Source organism: Sphingobacterium populi (assembly GCF_001586775.1).
Lineage (GTDB): Bacteria > Bacteroidota > Bacteroidia > Sphingobacteriales > Sphingobacteriaceae > Sphingobacterium > Sphingobacterium populi.
On the sequence record NZ_LQXS01000001.1, the window covers coordinates 823,480 to 843,364 of the forward strand.

General features: G+C 43.5%; 12 protein-coding genes and 1 pseudogene. 7 read left to right on the forward strand and 6 right to left on the reverse strand.

From position 1 onward, the window contains the following. Positions 1-19: 19 nt before the first annotated feature. The 7 genes from A0125_RS03285 to bglX all read left to right on the forward strand — a co-directional run bounded on the left by A0125_RS03285 (position 20) and on the right by bglX (position 12,597). On the forward strand, positions 20-1,111 hold the full coding sequence (locus A0125_RS03285; protein ID WP_197464749.1) for a DUF695 domain-containing protein: 1,092 nt from the start codon (positions 20-22) through the stop codon (positions 1,109-1,111). Between the two features lie 19 nt (positions 1,112-1,130). Continuing rightward, on the forward strand, positions 1,131-3,995 hold the full coding sequence (locus A0125_RS03290; protein ID WP_066752023.1) for a ligand-binding sensor domain-containing protein: 2,865 nt from the start codon (positions 1,131-1,133) through the stop codon (positions 3,993-3,995). Positions 3,996-4,290: 295 nt separating this feature from the next. Beyond that, positions 4,291-7,326, forward strand: coding sequence for a SusC/RagA family TonB-linked outer membrane protein (locus tag A0125_RS03295; protein ID WP_066752025.1), 3,036 nt, complete (start codon positions 4,291-4,293; stop codon positions 7,324-7,326). A gap of 20 nt (positions 7,327-7,346) precedes the next feature. After that, a complete protein-coding gene (locus A0125_RS03300) occupies positions 7,347-8,891 on the forward strand; it encodes a RagB/SusD family nutrient uptake outer membrane protein (RefSeq protein ID WP_066752026.1) in 1,545 nt (514 codons plus the stop codon). A 38-nt stretch (positions 8,892-8,929) separates the two neighbouring features. After that, positions 8,930-9,940 carry a glucoamylase family protein gene (locus tag A0125_RS16315; protein WP_262507267.1) on the forward strand — a complete coding sequence of 337 codons (1,011 nt, stop codon included), beginning with the start codon at positions 8,930-8,932 and terminating at the stop codon, positions 9,938-9,940. 14 nt (positions 9,941-9,954) lie between these two features. Beyond that, positions 9,955-10,296 carry a glucoamylase family protein gene (locus tag A0125_RS16320; RefSeq protein WP_262507270.1) on the forward strand — a complete coding sequence of 114 codons (342 nt, stop codon included), beginning with the start codon at positions 9,955-9,957 and terminating at the stop codon, positions 10,294-10,296. 15 nt (positions 10,297-10,311) lie between these two features. Then, positions 10,312-12,597, forward strand: coding sequence for a beta-glucosidase BglX (gene bglX, locus A0125_RS03310; RefSeq protein WP_066752730.1), 2,286 nt, complete (start codon positions 10,312-10,314; stop codon positions 12,595-12,597). A gap of 75 nt (positions 12,598-12,672) precedes the next feature. On the opposite strand, the gene galK is transcribed toward bglX, so the two are convergent. The 6 genes and pseudogenes from galK to A0125_RS03340 form a co-directional block, all read right to left on the reverse strand. Beyond that, the gene (gene galK / locus A0125_RS03315) at positions 12,673-13,830 is read right to left on the reverse strand and encodes a galactokinase (RefSeq protein WP_066752028.1); all 1,158 of its coding nucleotides are present in this window, start codon (positions 13,828-13,830) and stop codon (positions 12,673-12,675) included. Next, the gene (locus tag A0125_RS03320) at positions 13,823-14,872 is read right to left on the reverse strand and encodes a UDP-glucose--hexose-1-phosphate uridylyltransferase (RefSeq protein ID WP_082784868.1); all 1,050 of its coding nucleotides are present in this window, start codon (positions 14,870-14,872) and stop codon (positions 13,823-13,825) included. The genes galK and A0125_RS03320 overlap by 8 nt, the downstream gene beginning before the upstream one ends. Positions 14,873-15,011: 139 nt before the next feature. Continuing rightward, positions 15,012-15,890: a 4-hydroxy-tetrahydrodipicolinate synthase gene (gene dapA / locus A0125_RS03325; RefSeq protein ID WP_066752031.1), complete on the reverse strand. Its 879-nt coding sequence runs from the start codon at positions 15,888-15,890 to the stop codon at positions 15,012-15,014. An 18-nt stretch (positions 15,891-15,908) separates the two neighbouring features. Next, positions 15,909-17,926: pseudogene (gene ligA / locus A0125_RS03330) on the reverse strand (NAD-dependent DNA ligase LigA). Positions 17,927-17,957: 31 nt separating this feature from the next. Further along, on the reverse strand, positions 17,958-18,995 hold the full coding sequence (locus tag A0125_RS03335) for a glycosyltransferase family 2 protein (RefSeq protein WP_066752034.1): 1,038 nt from the start codon (positions 18,993-18,995) through the stop codon (positions 17,958-17,960). Next, positions 18,996-19,862 (reverse strand): lysophospholipid acyltransferase family protein, encoded by an 867-nt coding sequence (locus tag A0125_RS03340; protein WP_066752037.1) that lies wholly within the window; start codon positions 19,860-19,862, stop codon positions 18,996-18,998. It lies immediately after the preceding gene. Between the last annotated feature and the right edge of the window lie 23 nt (positions 19,863-19,885).

Consider the following 19,885-nt stretch of genomic DNA (forward strand, 5'->3'; position numbering starts at 1 on the left):
GTTATTTAAAAAGTTGGTCATGAAACAGGATGTTCGAAAAGGCATAGAAATGGATCCTGAAATGGTCAGCGAATTTTGGGAATGGTTTGTGCAACATGAGGGACATTTCTTTCAAGCGGTTCAAGCTGGTGATGTAGAAGATGGATTTTTCAAAACACTGGCGCCTCGTCTTGCTGCATTACATCCGGGTATTTATTTTCTCACTGGCTTACACGGCCCCAAAGCCGAATTGGTGCTCACACCCGATGGCAATATCAAAAATATCGTCTTCGCCGAAGAGTTTGTAGCACAAGCGCCCGTGCTCCCCAATTGGATCTTTACTGCACTGAAGCCAGCCACCTCAATCGAAAATGCATCTATTCAGGTTGGTGATTTCGTGTTTACTAAAGACAATTTGCATTTTTATGCTAATGAGCAGCCCACTTATCCGGATGAAATCGATCTATCTATCCTGTACGATGATTACGATGCTGGCGCAGATGAAATCATCACGAGTGGTATTTATATTTTTTTGGATAATTACCTGGGTGAATTGCAGTCGATCACACTCATTGATAGTGTTACCGTGATCAGCACAGGGGAAGCGCAGAAGGAATTGGTACCGATCACGCGACTGCAAGATTTCTTGACATGGAGAAAAACCGAATTTGTAGAAGAGTACGATAGCAACTATACCGCGGAGGATAATCACGTTTTTTCTGTTTATAAAGGGGAAATAAAGGGCGGATATCCGCTTGTCGCCTATATCAATACGCCACTACTTGAATGGCAAAATAAGCCTTCGCGACCGTACATCATTCGCATCTCATTAAGTTATACTTCGAAGTACACCGACGGAACACCAGATGAAGCGACATTGATCGCGCTGAATATGTTAGAAGAAGCTTTATCGGAAAAGTTGCAGGATGAATCTACCTATTTGTATGTAGGACAGCAAACAGGTGATGGAGTGCGCGAAATCTTTTTCGTAAGCAAGGAGTTTCGGGTGTGCTCCAAAATTATTTATGAACATTTGACATCCTATACGGGTTCTTTGGGCTACAGTTACGACATCTATAAAGACAAATACTGGCAAACATTTGAAAGATATCGCAAACATTATAATTTGTAGTAGCAAAATTTCGCATGAGATGCTGAACTTCCTTTATCGTATCGTGATCCTAAGTACGCTGTGCTTTCCCGCCTATCTCAGGGCGCAGGAATTACCACGGATCGCCAAGCCATATATCGCTCATTACAGTAAAGCAGATTACTTGGCCGACAACCAAAATTGGGGACTTTCTGTTGATAAGCGAGGTGTGATTTATACTGCAAATAATGCTGGACTATTACGCTACGATGGTCAGGATTGGCATTTGCACCGATCTACGAATGGTATGCCAATGCGAAGCGTAACTGTCGCACAGGATGGGCGTATATATACCGGTGGCAAGGGCGAATTTGGCTATTGGATTGATCAAGGATTCGGAAGATTATCCTACACGAGTTTATCGAATCGCTTGTCTGATAAGGCAGGGCTAGATAATGATGAAATTTGGCGCATCATTGCACACGATAAGCGTGTTTTCTTTCAGTCTTTTTCCAAGGCCTATGTGCTCGAAAACGATACAATTTCCATCCTTCGTGCTAGCGGAGAGCCTTTCCTATTTTCACATTTGGTTGGGCAGCATTTGTACTTTGAACAGATTCCATCCGGTTTGCACCGCTATGCGCAAGGCAGACTTGTCCCGGTGCGCGACAAAGATATTTTGCGAGGAAAGCGAATATTAAGCATGCTTCCTTTTCCTAACGAACAAACTTTGATCGCAACGGAACGTGATGGTTTATACCTTATGGATCGGCAGGAGCGCATTCGTCCGTGGCGCACCAATGCGCAAGCACTTTTTGAAAAACATCAGATTAACAACGGGCTACAGGTTGGTCATGACCTTTATGCTTTTGGGACGATTAATAATGGATTGATCATTATCGACTCTCGGGGCGAAATCATACAACAAATCAATAAAAAAAGTGGATTGCAAAACAATACCATATTAAGCTTGACGCTGGATCGGCAAGCGAACCTTTGGATTGGTCTGGATAACGGCATTGATCGTTTGGATCTGCATCGCCCATTCTATTATTATACAGATCGTACGGGCATGCTGGGTACTGTGTATGCATCGGCTGTGTATAAAGGTGAGTTGTATCTGGGTACGAATCAAGGTCTTTTTAAAAGTCCGTGGAATGGTGCCTTTTCGGCAACAGCGCTACAATTTCAGTTTGTACATCATTCTAATGGGCAAGTTTGGTATTTGAAGGAGATCGATGGCGTGCTTTATTGCGGTCACAATGCAGGTATGTTTGCGGTGGATGGCTCACGCCTTAGTAGATTGTCTGAATATACAGGTAGCTTGATAACAAATGCTGTTGCTGAAACAGATTTTATACTGGAAGGAAATTATACGGGGCTTTCATTATTTGATCGTTCGCAGCAACCGATATATCACGTGCAGCAGTATCCATCCCTCAAACAGCCGATCAAATACATTGTTAGAGAAAACAAGACCGGTTATTGGGTGGGCAATGAAGATAATTTACGATTTGCCGAGTTTTCAAAAGACTTCACCACGCTCAAAACACTCTCTACAATAACAAAAGGGCTACCAAATCGAACTAAAATACACGGCATTTATCGTATGGGACGCCAACATGTATTTGCGACAGATACGGGACTTTTTCGCTTTGATAATGTCCTCAACGAATTCACAAGGTACGATGAGCTCAACAAAATGTTAGGGCCATTTGCTACCGCCAATCGTATTCAAGCTGATCGAGACAATAGCTATTGGTTCTTCAAAGATTCGCACTTGGCGAAACTCGGTTTTCATGACGATGGTAGTGTACAAATCGATTCAACTACATGGCGCCCATTATCTGGACAAATGATGAGTGGCTATGAAAATTTGCTCCGCATCAGTGATAATATGGATCTGATCGGATTAAACGATGGTTTTGCGCTCTATATGCGCGACTTTGAAAACGATCAATTAAAATTGGGTCCACCCTTACTTACTGGATTCTGGAATAGTACGAAAGAGCTCATTCCGCTTGATAGTGCAGAAGCTATCGCTTATTCGCAAAACAATATACGGATTTCTTATAGCACGCCTTGGTATGATGCAAGCCCGCTGAAATATCAATATAGATTACTGGGGTTCAACAAAAAGTTCTCCGATTGGGGCTTTGATGCGTATAAAGATTTCACAAATCTGCCCCATGGCAGATACATCTTTGAAGTGCGCAGCATGGATGCTAAAGGAAATATATCTGATATCAGTTCACTTACATTCCACATTGCCAGACCCTGGTATTGGAGTTGGTTGGCTATATTCTGCTACGCGCTAATGTTAATTGCGGCGTCCATATTGATCCGCAAATGGTACAAAAGAAAGATAGATCGTGCAAAATCAGAAATGGAAATGAAGTTGCAACGAGAAAAAGAGCTGGCATTGGAAAAAGAAAATGTACATAATGCACAGCAAATGATGCAACTTAAAAATAAACAACTTGAACAAGAGCTGCTCAATAAAAAAAGGGAATTGGCCAATATGGCTACCAACGTAGTCTACAAGAATGATTTGCTAAAGACTTTACAAGAAGAGATTGCCAGTATCAAAGACAATGGTGGCAACACGCTTGGTTCCGAACAGCTTAAGAAAGTGAACAAGCTCATTGATGAGGCCAAAAATGATGAGCGCGAATGGCAGCTTTTCGAAAACAGTTTCAATGAATCACACGACAATTTTTTCAAGAAATTGAAAGCAGATTATCCCGAATTAGTACCCAACGATTTGAAGCTATGTGCATATCTCCGACTCAATATGTCTAGCAAGGAAATGGCTTCATTACTCAACATTAGTTTGCGTGGTGTTGAGATTCGTCGTTATCGACTGAGAAAGAAACTTCAACTAGAAACACATAAAAATTTAACAGAATTTCTACTTGAAATTTAGTCAAAAGACTACATCATTACCACACATTCTCTTCAAAATGTAGCAATAAAGCTGATTGTTTATCAGTGCCGCTACAGTCAATTAAAAACATAATATATTGATAATCAAATAATTAATACACATTCCGTAATATCTCCACAGCTTTCTCAAGTACGTAGTATGATGTGCTAGTGCAAAATTAAATAAGGAAACCTTATATGCTGATATTTGTTGTGTCTCTGGCTACATATGATGATTGGGACATTAAAATCAAAGCCATTATAAATAAATAACTTATTCTAATTACACACTACCTATGAGGAAGTCACTCTTACTCGCATTGCTGTTTTTATACGGCAGCCTACTTGTGTATGGCCAAACCACCATACGGGGAACAGTAAAAGACAGCCAGTCGCAAATGAGCATACCTGGCGCTACCATTCGAATTTCTGGAAAATCGATATCATCACAAACGGATGATGCCGGTCGTTTTACGATCGATGCAGCAATTGGTGATGCTTTATCATTTTCATTTATAGGCTACGAGACCACGACCGTTACCCTAACGCCAGGCGATACTGTATTAAATGTATTGTTGGAAGATGGAAACCAGACATTGGAAGAAATTGTTGTGGTTGGTTATGGTACGCAACGGCAACGTAATCTTACGACGGCTGTAGCTACTGTGCGTGCAGATGATATCGCAAAGACGCCGGCTGCGCAGCCCATGCAAGCGTTACAAGGACGTGTACCGGGCTTGCAGATTGTGAGTAGTGGTGCACCAGGCGCAGCACCAACCGTTCGTTTGCGTGGTATTGGTTCAGCAGAAGGAAATTCAGCACCATTGTACGTAGTAGATGGGATGTTTTTTGACAATATTGATTTCTTAAACCCGAACGATATCGAAACGATCAACGTATTGAAAGATGCATCTGCTGCTGCTATTTATGGTGTGCGAGCTGGTAATGGTGTCGTATTAATAGAAACCAAATCAGGCGCTTACAATCAGGAAACACAGATTGTGTACGACGGCTACTACGGTATCCAAAACCCGCAGAATGTCTTAAAGATGGCCAATACGGAGCAATTCGTACAGTACATCACCGAAACTGGAAGTACGGCAGATATAGCATTTATTCAAAATGCTATTGATCGTTTTGGCGCAAATCCCAACAATCCAAACCTACCAAATGTCAATACCAATTGGTACGATGAAGTGATGTCGCCCGCTCCTATTCAAAACCACAACATTTCATTTAGTGGAGGTAGCGAAAAAACACGATTCTCCATCGGTGGAAGTTACTTCAAGCAAGATGGTTTACTAAACGAGCAGCGCAATGATTTTACTCGACTAAACTTTAGAACAAAGGTGGATAGTCGCGTACGCGATTGGTTGAGTGTCGGTGGTAACTTCAATGTGAGTACCGCGCGCCAATACGAAGGTGAAAACACGGCCTGGTTCCGTTCTTATTTTTCCGTGCCTACTCTGCCGGTTTTTGATCCGCAAAATACAGCAGCTACACCGCTTGGTTTAGCCAATGCTCAATCTTTAGGATATCGAAGTGTACAAAATCCTTTCTTCCCATTGAATTTCATAGACACTAGAAATCATATTGCAAAGGTGTTGGGTAATTTCCATATGGAAGCTAATATCATCGAAAACAAGTTGAAGTTTCGCACACAATATAACTATAGCTTAGGTTTTGTGAACCAAAGACGTGTAGATCAAGAGTACAACGATGGGGTTACATTTAATCCATCTGCTATTCGCCGGCGCAACACGGCAAGCTATGATCAGGTATGGGATAACTTTTTGACTTATGATGATCAGTTTGGTAAACATAATCTGAATGCCGTATTAGGGCAATCGTACAGAAATGAATATAGCGAATTGCTATTCGCGCGCGGTACTGCCATTAGTCCGGCACCCTCTAGAGCGGCAGAACAATTCTGGTACTTATCCAACGCGACCGATTTCGACCTAAACGACATTGGCGATGCAGATGATCAGACACTCAATGCCAACTTAAAATTCCTTTCCTTCTTCGGTCGGGTAGCATATAACTACGATGGCAAATATCTATTGTATGGTACATTACGAAGAGATGGTAACAATAAATTTCAACAACGTTGGGGTAACTTTGCGACCATCGGCGCAGGTTGGGTGGTATCTCAGGAAGATTTCTTTGACGTTAACGGCATTGATTTCTTGAAATTCAGAGCTTCGTGGGGGCAATTAGGAAATGACGCAATTGCACCTGCAGTTGGTCGTCCAACTTTTCAAGAAAATAATGGCGCGATCGGTGATGGTCGTGTGGTAGGAAGAAGATTATATCCGCTATTTGACTTAATCACTAGCTGGGAAACCACCGTCGAAACTAACGTTGGTGTGGATGCTCAGTTCTTAAATAATCGATTGTCTTTAAATGCAGATTATTTCATCAGAGATACACGCAACTTAGCCATCCCGATCATTGCACCTGTGTTTCGTGGTAATGAACGCCGAAGCGAAGGGGAATTCCGCAATCGTGGTTTTGAAATGAACCTCAACTGGCAAGATAATATCAATGAAGATTTCTCCTACAGTATTGGTGGTAACATTGCAACGCTGAATAATAAAGTGCGCAGTATCGGTGCGGCACCATTCTTAGATGCGGGCGATGCGGAGTTTAGACAACGTTCTATCGTTGGTCAACCCTATCAAGCTTTCTTTGGCTACGATGTAGTTGGTGTGTTCCAAAATGAGGAGCAGATCCGCAATAGTGGTTATTCGGAAGAATTTATCCAGTCGAGCGGTATCCGACCGGGTGATCTGATTTTCCGTGACGTCAATGGTGATGGCGTGATCGACGATCAAGATCGTATGGTGCTGGGTTCGTATTTGCCTTCCTTCACTTGGGGTGGCAATATCGGCTTCAGGTACAAACGATTAGATTTCTCTGCATTATTTCAAGGGCAATCTGGTTTTAGTATCCTAAACCGCAAACGTGGCGAGATGATCTTCACCAATGATACCAATATCGATGCTAATCTGGCCGACAATTTATGGAGAGGCGAAGGCACATCCAACATCTATCCTTCAGCTTCTGGCCTACGCCGGTCCTGGAATCAAAACATGAGCAGCTATTTCGTCGAGAGTGGATCTTACTTCCGCTTGCAAAACGTGCGCTTGTCGTACACCTTCTTTGATAGCGAGAGCAAATGGCCTGAAACGCGCCTTACGTTTACCGCGGAGCGCCCATTAACCATTTTCAACTACAATGGATTTAATCCTGAAGTGGCCAATGGTATCGATCGTGAAGTATATCCGATTCCTGCCGTCTACACGTTTGGAGTCATGATTAAATTATAAGCGCCCTTAAAAACATTATAATGAAAAATATTAGATTACTACCATATAGTATGCTGCTGCTGTTAGCAGTAGTATTTACGACGTCTTGCGACAAAATATTGGATGATCCATTAGAAAACGAAATTATCGCTGGCGATACCGACTATAGCCAATCCGCCGACATGATACTTTTAGTACGCGGTGCTTACAATGAGTTATACAATATGCAATGGGAAACCGTGCCACTTATTGGTATTCGTGGAGACGATATCGATGTGGGTGGATTGGGCGACCAACCTTTGTTAGCAAATATTGATAGCTTTCGATACGACCGCAATGCTTGGCTACTCAACTCAACATGGCTCAACTTGTATACTGATTTAATTTATTTTCAAGGGGCCATCGAAGAGATCCAAAAGTATCAAGACGCTGGCGCTAATGCCGAGACTGCACAGCAGTACATTGCCGAGGTGAAAGTTATGCAAGGATTTGAAATGCTGCAACTAGCTCGAATGTGGGGTTCCATTTTGATCCCTACATCATCTGCGCCGTCTGATCTTTTCAACGTCGAACTGACTAATTTCAACGGCGTAATGGAGCACATATCCAACCTGATGGATGAAGCTATACCATCACTTCCTGATTCCCGCCCAAATCAGCGTACGGATATTCGCGGTGGTGTCACACGTCATACAGCGTTGGCAATACAAGCGATGGCAAACCTGGAAGCGGGTAACTACCAAGCAGTAGCTGACGCCACCGGACAAATTATCAGCAGCGGTATGTATAGCTTGTCGGACGATTTTTATCAGCTTTTCAAAATTCCGGGCAAATTGAACAACGAAAATTTATTGGAGTACCAATATTCGGATTTTGGAACAGCAACCGGTACATCCAACCGTTTTCCTTGGGACTTTTATGGACCAGGGAGCTGGACACCAGCTCGCGCTGGCGCTGGCCAAGGTTGGGGTTTTTACGAACCTAGTCAGAAATTCATCAAATTTATGTTAGATCGTGGCGAGACCAATCGCTTAGAGACAACCGTATTATTTACTCCACGCGGTATAGAAGCATTGCAAAGTGATCCTGAGTATGCAGAATTACCAGAATTCGTAGATAATACAACACGCGAAGGTGATGTGTTTAACAATCATCCTCGTTACTTATTTCTCAGCGGTAAACATTACCTACCTTCCACTCAGTTGACGCAAGGTCGGACCGCTTATGGCGAAAATAAAAACATGATTGTCATCCGCTATGCGGAGATTTTGTTAATGCACGCTGAGGCACTGGTGAGCGGTGCATCTAATAGCACGATGACGGCCGACGAAGCCGTCAATATGGTGCGCAGCCGTGCAAACTTGACCGCTATCTCAAACGTTACACTGGCCAACGTCTTAGACGAGAAAATGGCAGAGTTTGGTGCAGAATGGGGCGTACGTTTTTACGACGTGGTACGCCACGGACAAACGGAAGAACTTTCATACGGTGGTCGTCGCTACAATCCTAGCACGCACCGCTTTTATCCATATCCTTTAGAACAAATTAATCTATTGCCACAACTACAGGGAGCTACACAAGAATAAAGCAACCAAATAAAGAGCTTGAAGAAGTAACATAGAAAATGAAGAACCTGAAAACAGCTACCCTATCATTTTTTGCAGTCGCCTTACTATTCTCTTGCCAGAATAATACGGGTACGCAAGCAAATTCTGATAAAGAAACTACAGAGCATAGCAGCAAAGACGATTCTTTGCTCACCCAGATTCAGCGCAACACCTTCCAGTATTTCTGGGAGGGCGCTGAACCTACTTCGGGAATGGCACGTGAACGCATCCATTTGGACGGCGTTTATCCAAAAAACGATCAAAATGTAGTCACCATCGGTGGCAGCGGTTTTGGTTTAATGGCGATTATTACTGGTATTGAAAGAGGATTTATCACGCGCGAAGAGGGCGTAAAAAGATTAGCGCATGTGATGAACTACCTATCTGAAATAGAACGCTTCGAAGGCGCTTGGGCACATTGGTACCATGGCGACACCAAGAAAGTACAAGCGTTTAGTGAGAAAGATAACGGTGGTGATATTGTCGAAACGGCTTTCCTCGCGCAATCATTAATCACGATTCGGGAATACTTGAAAAACGGCAACCAAGATGAACAAGCCGTGGCCAGCAATGCCGATAAACTGTGGAAAGGTATTAATTGGAATCATTATACTAATGGACAAAATGTGATATTTTGGCATTGGAGTCCGACGGTCGATTTTGGCATGAATCATCCCGTTCGCGGCTACGACGAAGGATTGATAACCTACATTTTGGCTGCTTCCTCTCCTACACATGCAATTGACACTGCCGTTTACCATGAAGGTTGGGCGAGATCGGGCGAGATCCGCTCCTCCGCTGAAAAGCTCAATATTCCTTTAAGTATCAAGCACAATGCACGCCCCGGCGAAATTGGTCCGCTTTTTTGGGCGCACTATTCCTATTTAGGTTTGGATCCCAAAGGTTTACAAGACCGCTATGCTAATTATTGGGATGTAACAAGCAACCATGCCAAAATCAATATTGCCTACGCACAGGAAAACCCAAAAGGTTATAAAGCTACGGTGCCGATAAAGGTTGGGGATTAACAGCTAGCTATTCACTGAATGGATATGATGCTCATCATCCAGATAATGATCATGGCGTGATCAGCCCGACAGCAGCCCTTTCGTCCATGCCATACACACCTGAGGAAAGTATTTCCTTTGCACACTATTTAATGGATTCATTAGGTAACAAAGTATGGGGAAAATATGGCTTTTATGATGCTTATTCGGAAACCGAAGATTGGTTTCCGCAGCACTATCTGGCGATTGACCAAGGCCCTATCGTGGTGATGATCGAAAATTACCGATCAGGTTTATTGTGGAACCTATTTATGGGCGCGCCAGAGATCAAAGCTGGATTGAAAAAACTCGGATTTAGCTCACCTAGAATCCGATAAGCAAGAATGTACAATATGAACAGAAGTAAATTTGGATTAATAATATGTGCTTTAGCGCTACCCTTCCTAGCGCAGGCACAGCAAAACGATCGCAAAATGAACCAATTCTTAGACGATTTGATGTCTAAGATGACGTTGCAGGAGAAGATTGGCCAACTCAATTTGGTTACTGCCGGAGAGGCAGTAACCGGCTCGGTGGTATCTACAGGAGTGGAACAAAAAATTGCTGAAGGAAAAATTGGCGGTATATTCAGCCTGAGCACACCAGAGAAAACCCGTCGTGCACAGGAAATTGCGATGAAGCAATCGCGTTTGAAAATTCCGATTATTTTCGGCATGGATGTGATCCACGGTTATCGTACTGCCTTCCCTATCCCTTTAGGTTTAGCGGCTTCTTGGGATTTGGATTTGATACAGCAAACGGCACGTATAGCTGCGAAGGAAGCTACAGCAGATGGTATCCACTGGGCATTCTCGCCGATGGTAGACATTAGTCGTGATGCGCGTTGGGGACGTATTTCCGAAGGAAGTGGTGAAGATCCCTATTTAGGAAGTTTGATTGCGGCAGCGATGGTACGCGGACTACAATCGGATGATCTGCGTGCGAAAGATGCGATGCTTGCCTGTGTGAAGCATTTTGCTTTGTACGGTGCGGCAGAAAGTGGTCGCGATTACAACACAACGGATATGAGTTTGCATCGCATGTATAACGAATATTTCCCACCGTACAAAGCAGCAGTGGATGCTGGCGTAGGATCCGTAATGGTTTCTTTTAATGACATCAATGGCGTCCCAGCCAGTGCAAATAAATGGCTGTTGACAGATGTATTGCGCCAGGATTGGGGTTTTAAAGGATTGGTAGTATCCGATTATACCGGAGTCAATGAATTGGTAGAACATGGATTGGGTGATTTGCAAGAAGTATCAAAGCTGTCGTTGAATGCTGGCATGGATATGGACATGGTCGGCGAAGGATTTTTAACGACGCTGGAGAAATCCGTGCAAGAAGGCAAAGTAAAGCAAGAACGTATTGATGCAGCTTGTCGTGCCGTTTTGGAAGCAAAATATCGCCTCGGATTGTTTGACGATCCTTACAAAAATACCGATTCAAAACGCGCGAAGACGGACATATATACCCCAGCACATTTGCAAAAAGCGCGTGAAGCAGCCACGAAATCCTTTGTCTTACTGAAAAATGAAAACCAACTCTTGCCTTTGAAAAAGCAAGGTAAAGTAGCGGTCATTGGTCCACTGGCCAACACGGGTAGCAATATGCCGGGAACTTGGAGCGTAAGTGCTGACCACGCCAATACGCCTTCTTTAGTAGAAGGAATGCGTGCTGCATTGGGCAATAAAGTAGAAATCATTACTCATCTGGGTTCTAATCTACTCGAAGATGCGGCTTATCAGGAGCGCGCAACCATGTTTGGCCGAACGATCCCTCGCGATGAGCGTGATGAAGAAGCAATCTTGGCAGAAGCAATAGCGGCCACGAGCGATGTAGATGTTATTGTTGCTGCCTTAGGCGAAGCCTCAGAAATGTCTGGTGAAAGTTCCAGTCGCGTTGATATTGGTATTCCTGCAATTCAACAGCGCTTATTGAAAAAATTATTGGCTACCGGCAAACCGGTGGTGTTAGTACTATTCGCCGGTCGCCCAATGACGATTGTTGGCGAGAGCGAATCCGTACCGGCGATCTTAAACGTTTGGTTTGGTGGATCGGAAACCGGCAAAGCAGTAGCGGATGTCTTATTTGGCGATGTGAACCCTTCGGGTAAGCTGCCGGCTAGTTTTCCAAAGCACGTCGGCCAGCTACCTTTGTATTATGCACACAAAAATACAGGACGTCCGCTGGCAAAGGGTCAGTGGTTTGAAAAGTTCCGTTCGAATTATATTGACGTTGACAACGAACCTTTGTATCCTTTTGGATTTGGCTTGAGTTATACCCAATTTGATTACGGCCAGCCGCAACTTTCTGCTACCAGCATGACGGCAGACGGTAAGATTGAGGTGCAGATAGATGTTACCAACTCCGGTAATTGGGACGGCGAAGAAGTCGTACAATTGTACATTCGTGATCTAGTCGGTTCGGTCACACGACCGGTGAAGGAATTGAAAAAATTTGAAAAGGTACTCATCAAGAAGGGAGAAACGAAGAAAATTTCCTTCACCCTGCAAGAGGAAGATCTTAAATTCTTTAATCAGGAATTGCATTGGGTTGCAGAGCCTGGAGAATTTGAAGTGTTTGTGGGTACCAACTCACGCGATACACAAGTCGCCAAATTCACATTAAACCAGTAAAATCACATCAACTTAATAAAAACGAGCGCGGCCGATCAACTGATCGGCGCGATTATTTCGTATGAAGGCTTCGGGTTAACCTAACAAAGTTGATCCGCCGGAAGCTGCCACAAAGATCGGCTCTAGCTCCAAGCCGAAAGCTTCTTTGTACGCTGGTGCTACTTGCTTAGCAATACGCTCCGCGTGTCCTTTCTGCACAATATTGATCGTACAACCGCCAAAACCACCACCCATCATCCTCGCTCCTACCGCTTCGGGTTGGTTTCTCATATATTCCACTAAAAAATCGAGCTCGGCACAGCTCACCTCATAATCTTTACTAATCGCATCATGTGCTACGAACATTTGGCGGCCCATCTCCTCGATATCGCCCGATTTCAATGCTTCACAAGCAAGCTCTACGCGCATATTTTCTTCTACCACATATTTACATTTGGTAAATACTTCCTCGTCTTTCGGTTTTACCACCGCTTCCAGCATTTCCAATGTCGCATCGCGCAAGCTAAGCACTTCGGGATATACTTCTTGCAACCAAGCCACGCCTTGTTCGCAGGAATTTCTTCGATCATTGTAAGCAGACGATGCTAAAGAATGCTTGACATTGGTATTGAAAAGTACCAACTCATAGTCTCCCAAAAGCAAAGGTACATGTTCATATTCGAGCGAACGGCAATCCAACTTGATTACAAAATCTTCTTTGCTTAATACCGAAGCAAATTGATCCATAATACCGCATTTCACTCCAGCAAAGGTGTGCTCGGCCATTTGACCGATTTTCGCTATTTCTTGTCGGCTTAGGCCAAAATGAAAAAGCTCATTCAAGGCAAATCCGGTCGCGCACTCTACCGCGGCCGAAGACGACAAACCCGCACCTAAAGGCACATCACCATCCACATACAGGTTAAATCCTTTGACAACTAAATTTAATTTACGCAATTGATCGACCACGCCTAAGATATAATTTGGCCAGCCTTTATCGGACGGGCTAACTGTATCTACAGTAGATTCGAAATACTCTGAAAAATCTTCGGCGTATAACACAATCTTATCGTCATCACGTGCCGCTACTGCCACATAAATTGCTTTGTCGATCGCAGTAGGCAATACAAACCCTTCATTATAATCGGTATGCTCGCCAATCAGGTTAATCCGTCCCGGTGATTTGGCCATCAAATCTGGCTCACCGCCAAACTGCGCTTGATATCTTTCCTTTAATGTATTGCTCTTACCCATCTTTACGCGTTTTATAATGTATGTTAGCTTGTTTTTTTAATTGATCGGCTGCAAATTCGGGCGTGATATCACGCTGCGGATTCGCCATCATCTCGTAGCCAACCATGAATTTCTTGACCGTAGCTGAGCGCAGTAATGGAGGATAAAAATGCATGTGCCAGTGCCAATGCGATTGATCGCCGTCGTTAACCGGTGCCTGATGCATGCCGGCCGAATATGGAAAAGAAGTGCTAAAGAGGTTGTCGTACCGAATCGTCAACTCTTGCAACGTCTTAGCTAAATCTGCTTTCTCCTCGGTGGTGAATTGCGAAATATCGCTGACATGCCGCTTACTTACGATCATCGTTTCGAATGGCCAGGCTGCCCAAAAGGGTACAACCGCTACGAAATGTAAATTATCAATAATGATCCGCTCTTTTTTCTGCAATTCTAGATCGATGTAGTCTGATAGCAGTGATTTTCTATGCTTGGCGTAATAGTCTTGTTGCCGCGCATCTTCTTTCTGCACCTCGACCGGTACATTGCCTTGCGCCCAGATTTGTCCATGCGGATGGGGATTGCTACAGCCCATGATCGCACCTTTATTCTCAAAAATCTGAATGTACTTGATCCAATCTTTTTTGGCTAGATCCTCAAATTCTTGTTGCCACAAATCGACCACCGCTTCAATTGCTTTTTGATCCATTTCCGGCAATGTTAGATCATGGCGTGGGCTAAATGCGATGACTTTACAAATACCGCGCTCGCTCTCGGCCTGCAATAAACCAGAATCATTGTACTGACCCGCTGGCGTATCTTGCAGCAAGGCTGAAAAATCGTTAACAAATACAAAACTATCTCCGTAATCGGGGTTTACTGTACCATCTGCCCTTTTGTTACTAGGACAGAGATAGCAGTTTGGATCATAAGCTGGGCGCTGCTCTACTACAAGATCTTCGACTTGTCCTTGCCACGGGCGCTTGCTCCGATGTGGAGATACCAACACCTTTTCACCCGTCAGAATATTAAGTCGGGTATGGGGATGGTCTGAAAAATTTAGCATAGATATATTTGGTTAGTAGAATATTAAATGTAATTGCTGCTCGAAAGGTAATAAAAAAAATTAAAAGTGTTAAATTAACACTTTTAATTTTACACAAAACAAATGCCTACCATTAGATTAGTGATAGGCATTTGTTTTACTATGCTAAGGTAGTCATCGTGCGTTTGATCGCTTCTTTAGTCTCGGCTCGTGCCGGTACCAATGGCAAACGAACATAGTCCGTACCGATGTTCATCTCCTGCAATATATATTTCACGCCGCAGGGATTAGCATCCACAAAGCACAGATCCGTAATATCTAATAAGCTATTATGAGTAGCTCGCACATGATCATAATTACCCGCTGCACAAGCATGTACAATGTCTGCTACTTGCTTTGGATAAGCGTTTGCAACGACGGATATTAACCCGACTGCACCCAATGCCATCATCGGAAGGGTAATCGGGTCATCGCCAGAGATGAGTAAGAAATCGTTAGGTTTGTCGCGCATAATTTCGCTGAATTGTGCGAAACTACCAGATGCTTCTTTCGTGGCCACAATATTGTCAAAATCCTTTGCCAATCGTACAGTGGTGGCTGGCGAAATGCTACTGCCTGTTCTAGACGGTACATTGTATAGAATAATGGGCAACTTACTTGCTTCGGCAATCGCTTTATAATGTTGGTAAATACCTTCTTGCGTGGGTTTACTATAGTAAGGAGAAACGGAAAGAATAGCACAATAACCCGAAACCTCAAAGCTAGCAATAGCTGCTGCTACTTCGGCAGTATTATTACCTCCGATACCAGCTACTAAAGCCACACGTCCGGCAACCTGCTTGGCTGTAAATTCCCAAACGGCGTATTTCTCTTCTTTGCTTAATGTTGCCACTTCTCCTGTGGTACCCAAAGAAACCAGATAATCCATTCCGCCCGCTATCTGATGTTCGATCAACTTTGCTAATGATTCAAAGTCAATCGATCCGTCGTTGTGAAATGGTGTCACTAATGCGACTCCCGCTCCATGTAATTCTCTCATTATCTGTATATACTGTTATTACTGATTAATTATTTGAAACAATTCCTGATCCGAAATAATCGGAACTTTTAATTTTTCGGCCTTAGCCAATTTAGCTGGGCCCATCTTATCGCCTGCCACCAAGTAATCCAACTTGGCAGAAATGCTACTCAACATTCTACCGCCGTGCGATTCAATGATCGACGTTAGTTCTTCGCGACTATGGTCTGCAAAGACGCCCGAAATTAAGAAAGTTTTGCCAGATAAATGATCTCCTGCGAGCACAACTTCTTTTTCCTCGACCACAAATTGAAGTCCGGCCTTTTTCAAGCGCTCTACTTCTTCCAGATTCGCTTGCGTATGCAGATAAATGAAGACACTATCTGCAATGCGCTCGCCAATATCCGGAACGGCGGCTATATCTTCTACTGAAGCGTGTGCCAGCTGATCAATCGATTTAAAATGCTGAGCGAGCTTGCGGGCAACAGTTTCACCAACGTGGCGAATACCTAAGGCAAATAGTACTTTTTCAAAAGGCTTTGCGCACGATTCCTTTAATCCCTGCAACATATTATCGATCGATTTCTGCCCGAATCGCTCCATACCGAGCAAGTCTTCGGCACGATCGGCCAAGGAATACAAGTCCGAGATTTTGGCTACCAGACCTTTGTTGTACAGAGCCTCCACTGTTTCGTTCCCTAAGCCTTGAATATCCATCATTTTGCGTCCGATGAAATGCTGCATTCCACCTACGATCTGCGGACGACACGTGGCGTGATTGGGACAGTAGTGCACTGCCTCTCCTTCTTGTCTTACCAGTTGCGTATTGCATTCGGGACAATGCGTAGGATAATGAATTGCTTTGGATCCCGACAAACGCTTGTCAATATTGACGCCCATGATCTTAGGAATGATCTCACCTCCTTTCTCCACATAAACAGTATCACCCTCATGCAAATCCAATCGTTGGATTTCGTTGGCATTGTGTAATGAGGCACGCTTTACTGTGGTGCCAGCTAATAAAACAGGTTTCAAGTTAGCTACTGGCGTCACTGCCCCTGTACGTCCGACCTGATAGCTTACGTGCTTAAGCACGGTCTCTGCTCTTTCAGCTTGATATTTATAAGAAATTGCCCAGCGTGGCGATTTGGCAGTGAAGCCCAATTCCTCTTGCATAGCATAGTCATTTACTTTAATAACTATGCCATCGATATCATAAGTTAAATTATGCCTTTCCGTGTCCCAATAATGAATAAAATTTAATACTTCATCGATTGAATGGCATAATTTAGAATGCTCAGAAACATGAAATCCCCAAGCTTTTGCGGCATTAAGACTATCCCAATGCGTATCGAATAATTTGCTCCGATTTTCAGCGTATAAAAAGTATAGGAAACAATCTAATGGACGCTTAGCTACCTCTTTGGGATCTTGCAGCTTGATGGTACCTGCAGCAAAATTTCGCGGATTGGCATAAGTCATCTCTCCTTTTTCTTCGCGCTCTTTGTTGAGGCGTAGAAATGCCGATTTGTGCATTAATATTTCTCCTCTGATTTCAAACGATTCGGGATAATCTTGGGCATTTACACGATGCGGTACCCGACGTATTGTTTTCACATTTTCGGTTACATTATCGCCTTTTAGTCCGTCGCCACGAGTCACCGCGCGCAACATTTGCCCATTTTCGTAGGTAATGGAGATCGATAAACCATCAAATTTGAGCTCGCAGACGTATGAAACCTCGTCGCCAACTGCTTTTCGCACGCGCGCGCGAATTCCTTCAATTCTTGCTCATTGTAGGTATTGCCCAGAGACATCATTGGCCAACGATGAGGTACTGTCTCAAATTTGCTGGTAATGTCTCCTCCAACTTTTTGTGTGGGTGAGTTTGGATCCAGAAATTCGGGATGCGCTTCTTCTAGTCGGCTCAATTCGGCCAGCTTCTGATCGAAATCAAAGTCAGAAATTTGCGAATTAGCCAATACATAATATTGGTAGTTGTATTCGTTTAGCGTTGCAGTCAGCTCCGCAATCCGTTGTTTCACATCCATCGACATAGACGACGAAATTACGAAATAAATAGGAATTCTACCGAACGAAGTCGTTGCTGGGTAAACCCGAAAATTTCTTTATTCCTTTAACAAAAAATGCAAAAATCAGGAGCTTATTATACCGTCCTTGTGGCAAAAATGGGCCGGTAATATTTTTGCGCTTGGAGGCAGTTCGAAAGAAATACCAAAAGAATTCTTGGTGTGCGCGGCTTACTGCCCACGCATCTCCCCACTTACCTTTGGCCAAAAACTGTAACAAGGCCAATAAATCTAACCACAACCGGATAAAGATGACATAGCAGGCGGATAAAAATGGTAAGTTTTTCTGCAACATCATCAAATTATTACGAAAGTTCAGAAAAGTTTTTCTGGGATTACTCGCGTTTAGCGTACCGCCTCCGACGTGGTACACCACAGCGCTTGGACATACCGCAATCCGATATCCCATTCTTTTCAATCGCCAACATAGATCGATCTCTTCCATATGTGCAAAGAAATCGGCATCGAATCCACCCGCAGATCGCCAAGCTTTTGATTTGATAAATAATGCTGCACCAGTAGCCCAAAAGATATCGATCTGATCATCATACTGCCCGCTGTCTTCTTCAGTGTGCGACAAGATTCGCCCACGACAAAAGGGATAGCCATAAGCATCAATAAATCCGCCAGAAGCACCAGCATGTTCGAATTTTGTACGATCATGTACAGCGCGAATTTTTGGCTGTGCAGCTGCCATATCTGGATTGCTTTCGAGCAAAGCGATGATCGGTTCAATCCAGTTGTCGGTCACTTCGACATCCGAATTGAGCAGCACAAAATAATCGGCTTCTACTTGCTCCAGCACGGCATTATAACCGCCTGCAAAACCTTTGTTGGTGTCATTTTGTACGATCTCAATCGTTGGATAATTATCGGCTACAAAAGACACCGAATCATCTGAAGACGCATTATCACCCAATACAAAACTAAGATTTGGGTAAGTGCTATTAAATACCGACGGTAGAAATTTCTCTAGAAAATATCTACCATTCCAATTTAGTATTACGACAGCAACTTTAGGATAATTCGTTGTCATTTATTGTCTCCGTTTTCTTTTCCACCGACGGTGTGACCATAACCAATACGCGGGTTCATCGCGTATAATTTGCTCAGTAAACGCGGTGTGTTGATGAATAATCTCCCTATCAGTACATTCTTTTGGATGCTTTACCAAAGTAGTGAATTTACACGAATAATGCCCTCGTTTCTCTTTTCTACGTATTTCGCAAAATACTACAGCTACATCCATTGCTTTGGCGATGCGCTCAGTGCCCGTAAATACAAGTGTATCTTGCCCCAAAAAATCCATATAATAATCAGAATCTTGATAGCCAGGTGTCTGATCTGCGACAAACATCGATATATGTGGTTTATTTTTTAGTTTTACCAAATGTCGTAAGATTTGTTTTGTAGGCACTAACGTAGCACCAAAACGACTCCGGATGGCATTCAACACGGCGCCAAAGGATTTATCGGATAGCGGTTTGTATATTACTAAACGCGGAAATTCGGTCATGAGGGATAGGCGATGAATTCCCAGTTCCCAATTTGCGTAGTGCGCGGTAACGCCCATAACTCCGCGCCCCTGTTCAAAATGCTGGTATACTTCTTCTGGATTGAGCAATTCTACTCGCTCAAGTACTTGTTTACGCGAAATGCTCCTGCCCTTCACTGTTTCGACGATAATATCGGGCAAATGCCGAAAAAAACGACGAGCAATCTGGTGAATTTCAATCTCCGTTTTTTCAGGAAATGAATTGCGCAGATTTTCCAACACAACTTTCTTGCGGTAGCCAAACACGTAATAGATCAGTACAAACAGTAGATCAGAAATGCGGTAAAGCACCCAAAATGGAAGCAAGGAAATAGCGTATAGTATGTACGTCAGTAATCTTTCTTTCATTAAGACATTGCTAGATAAGCTGC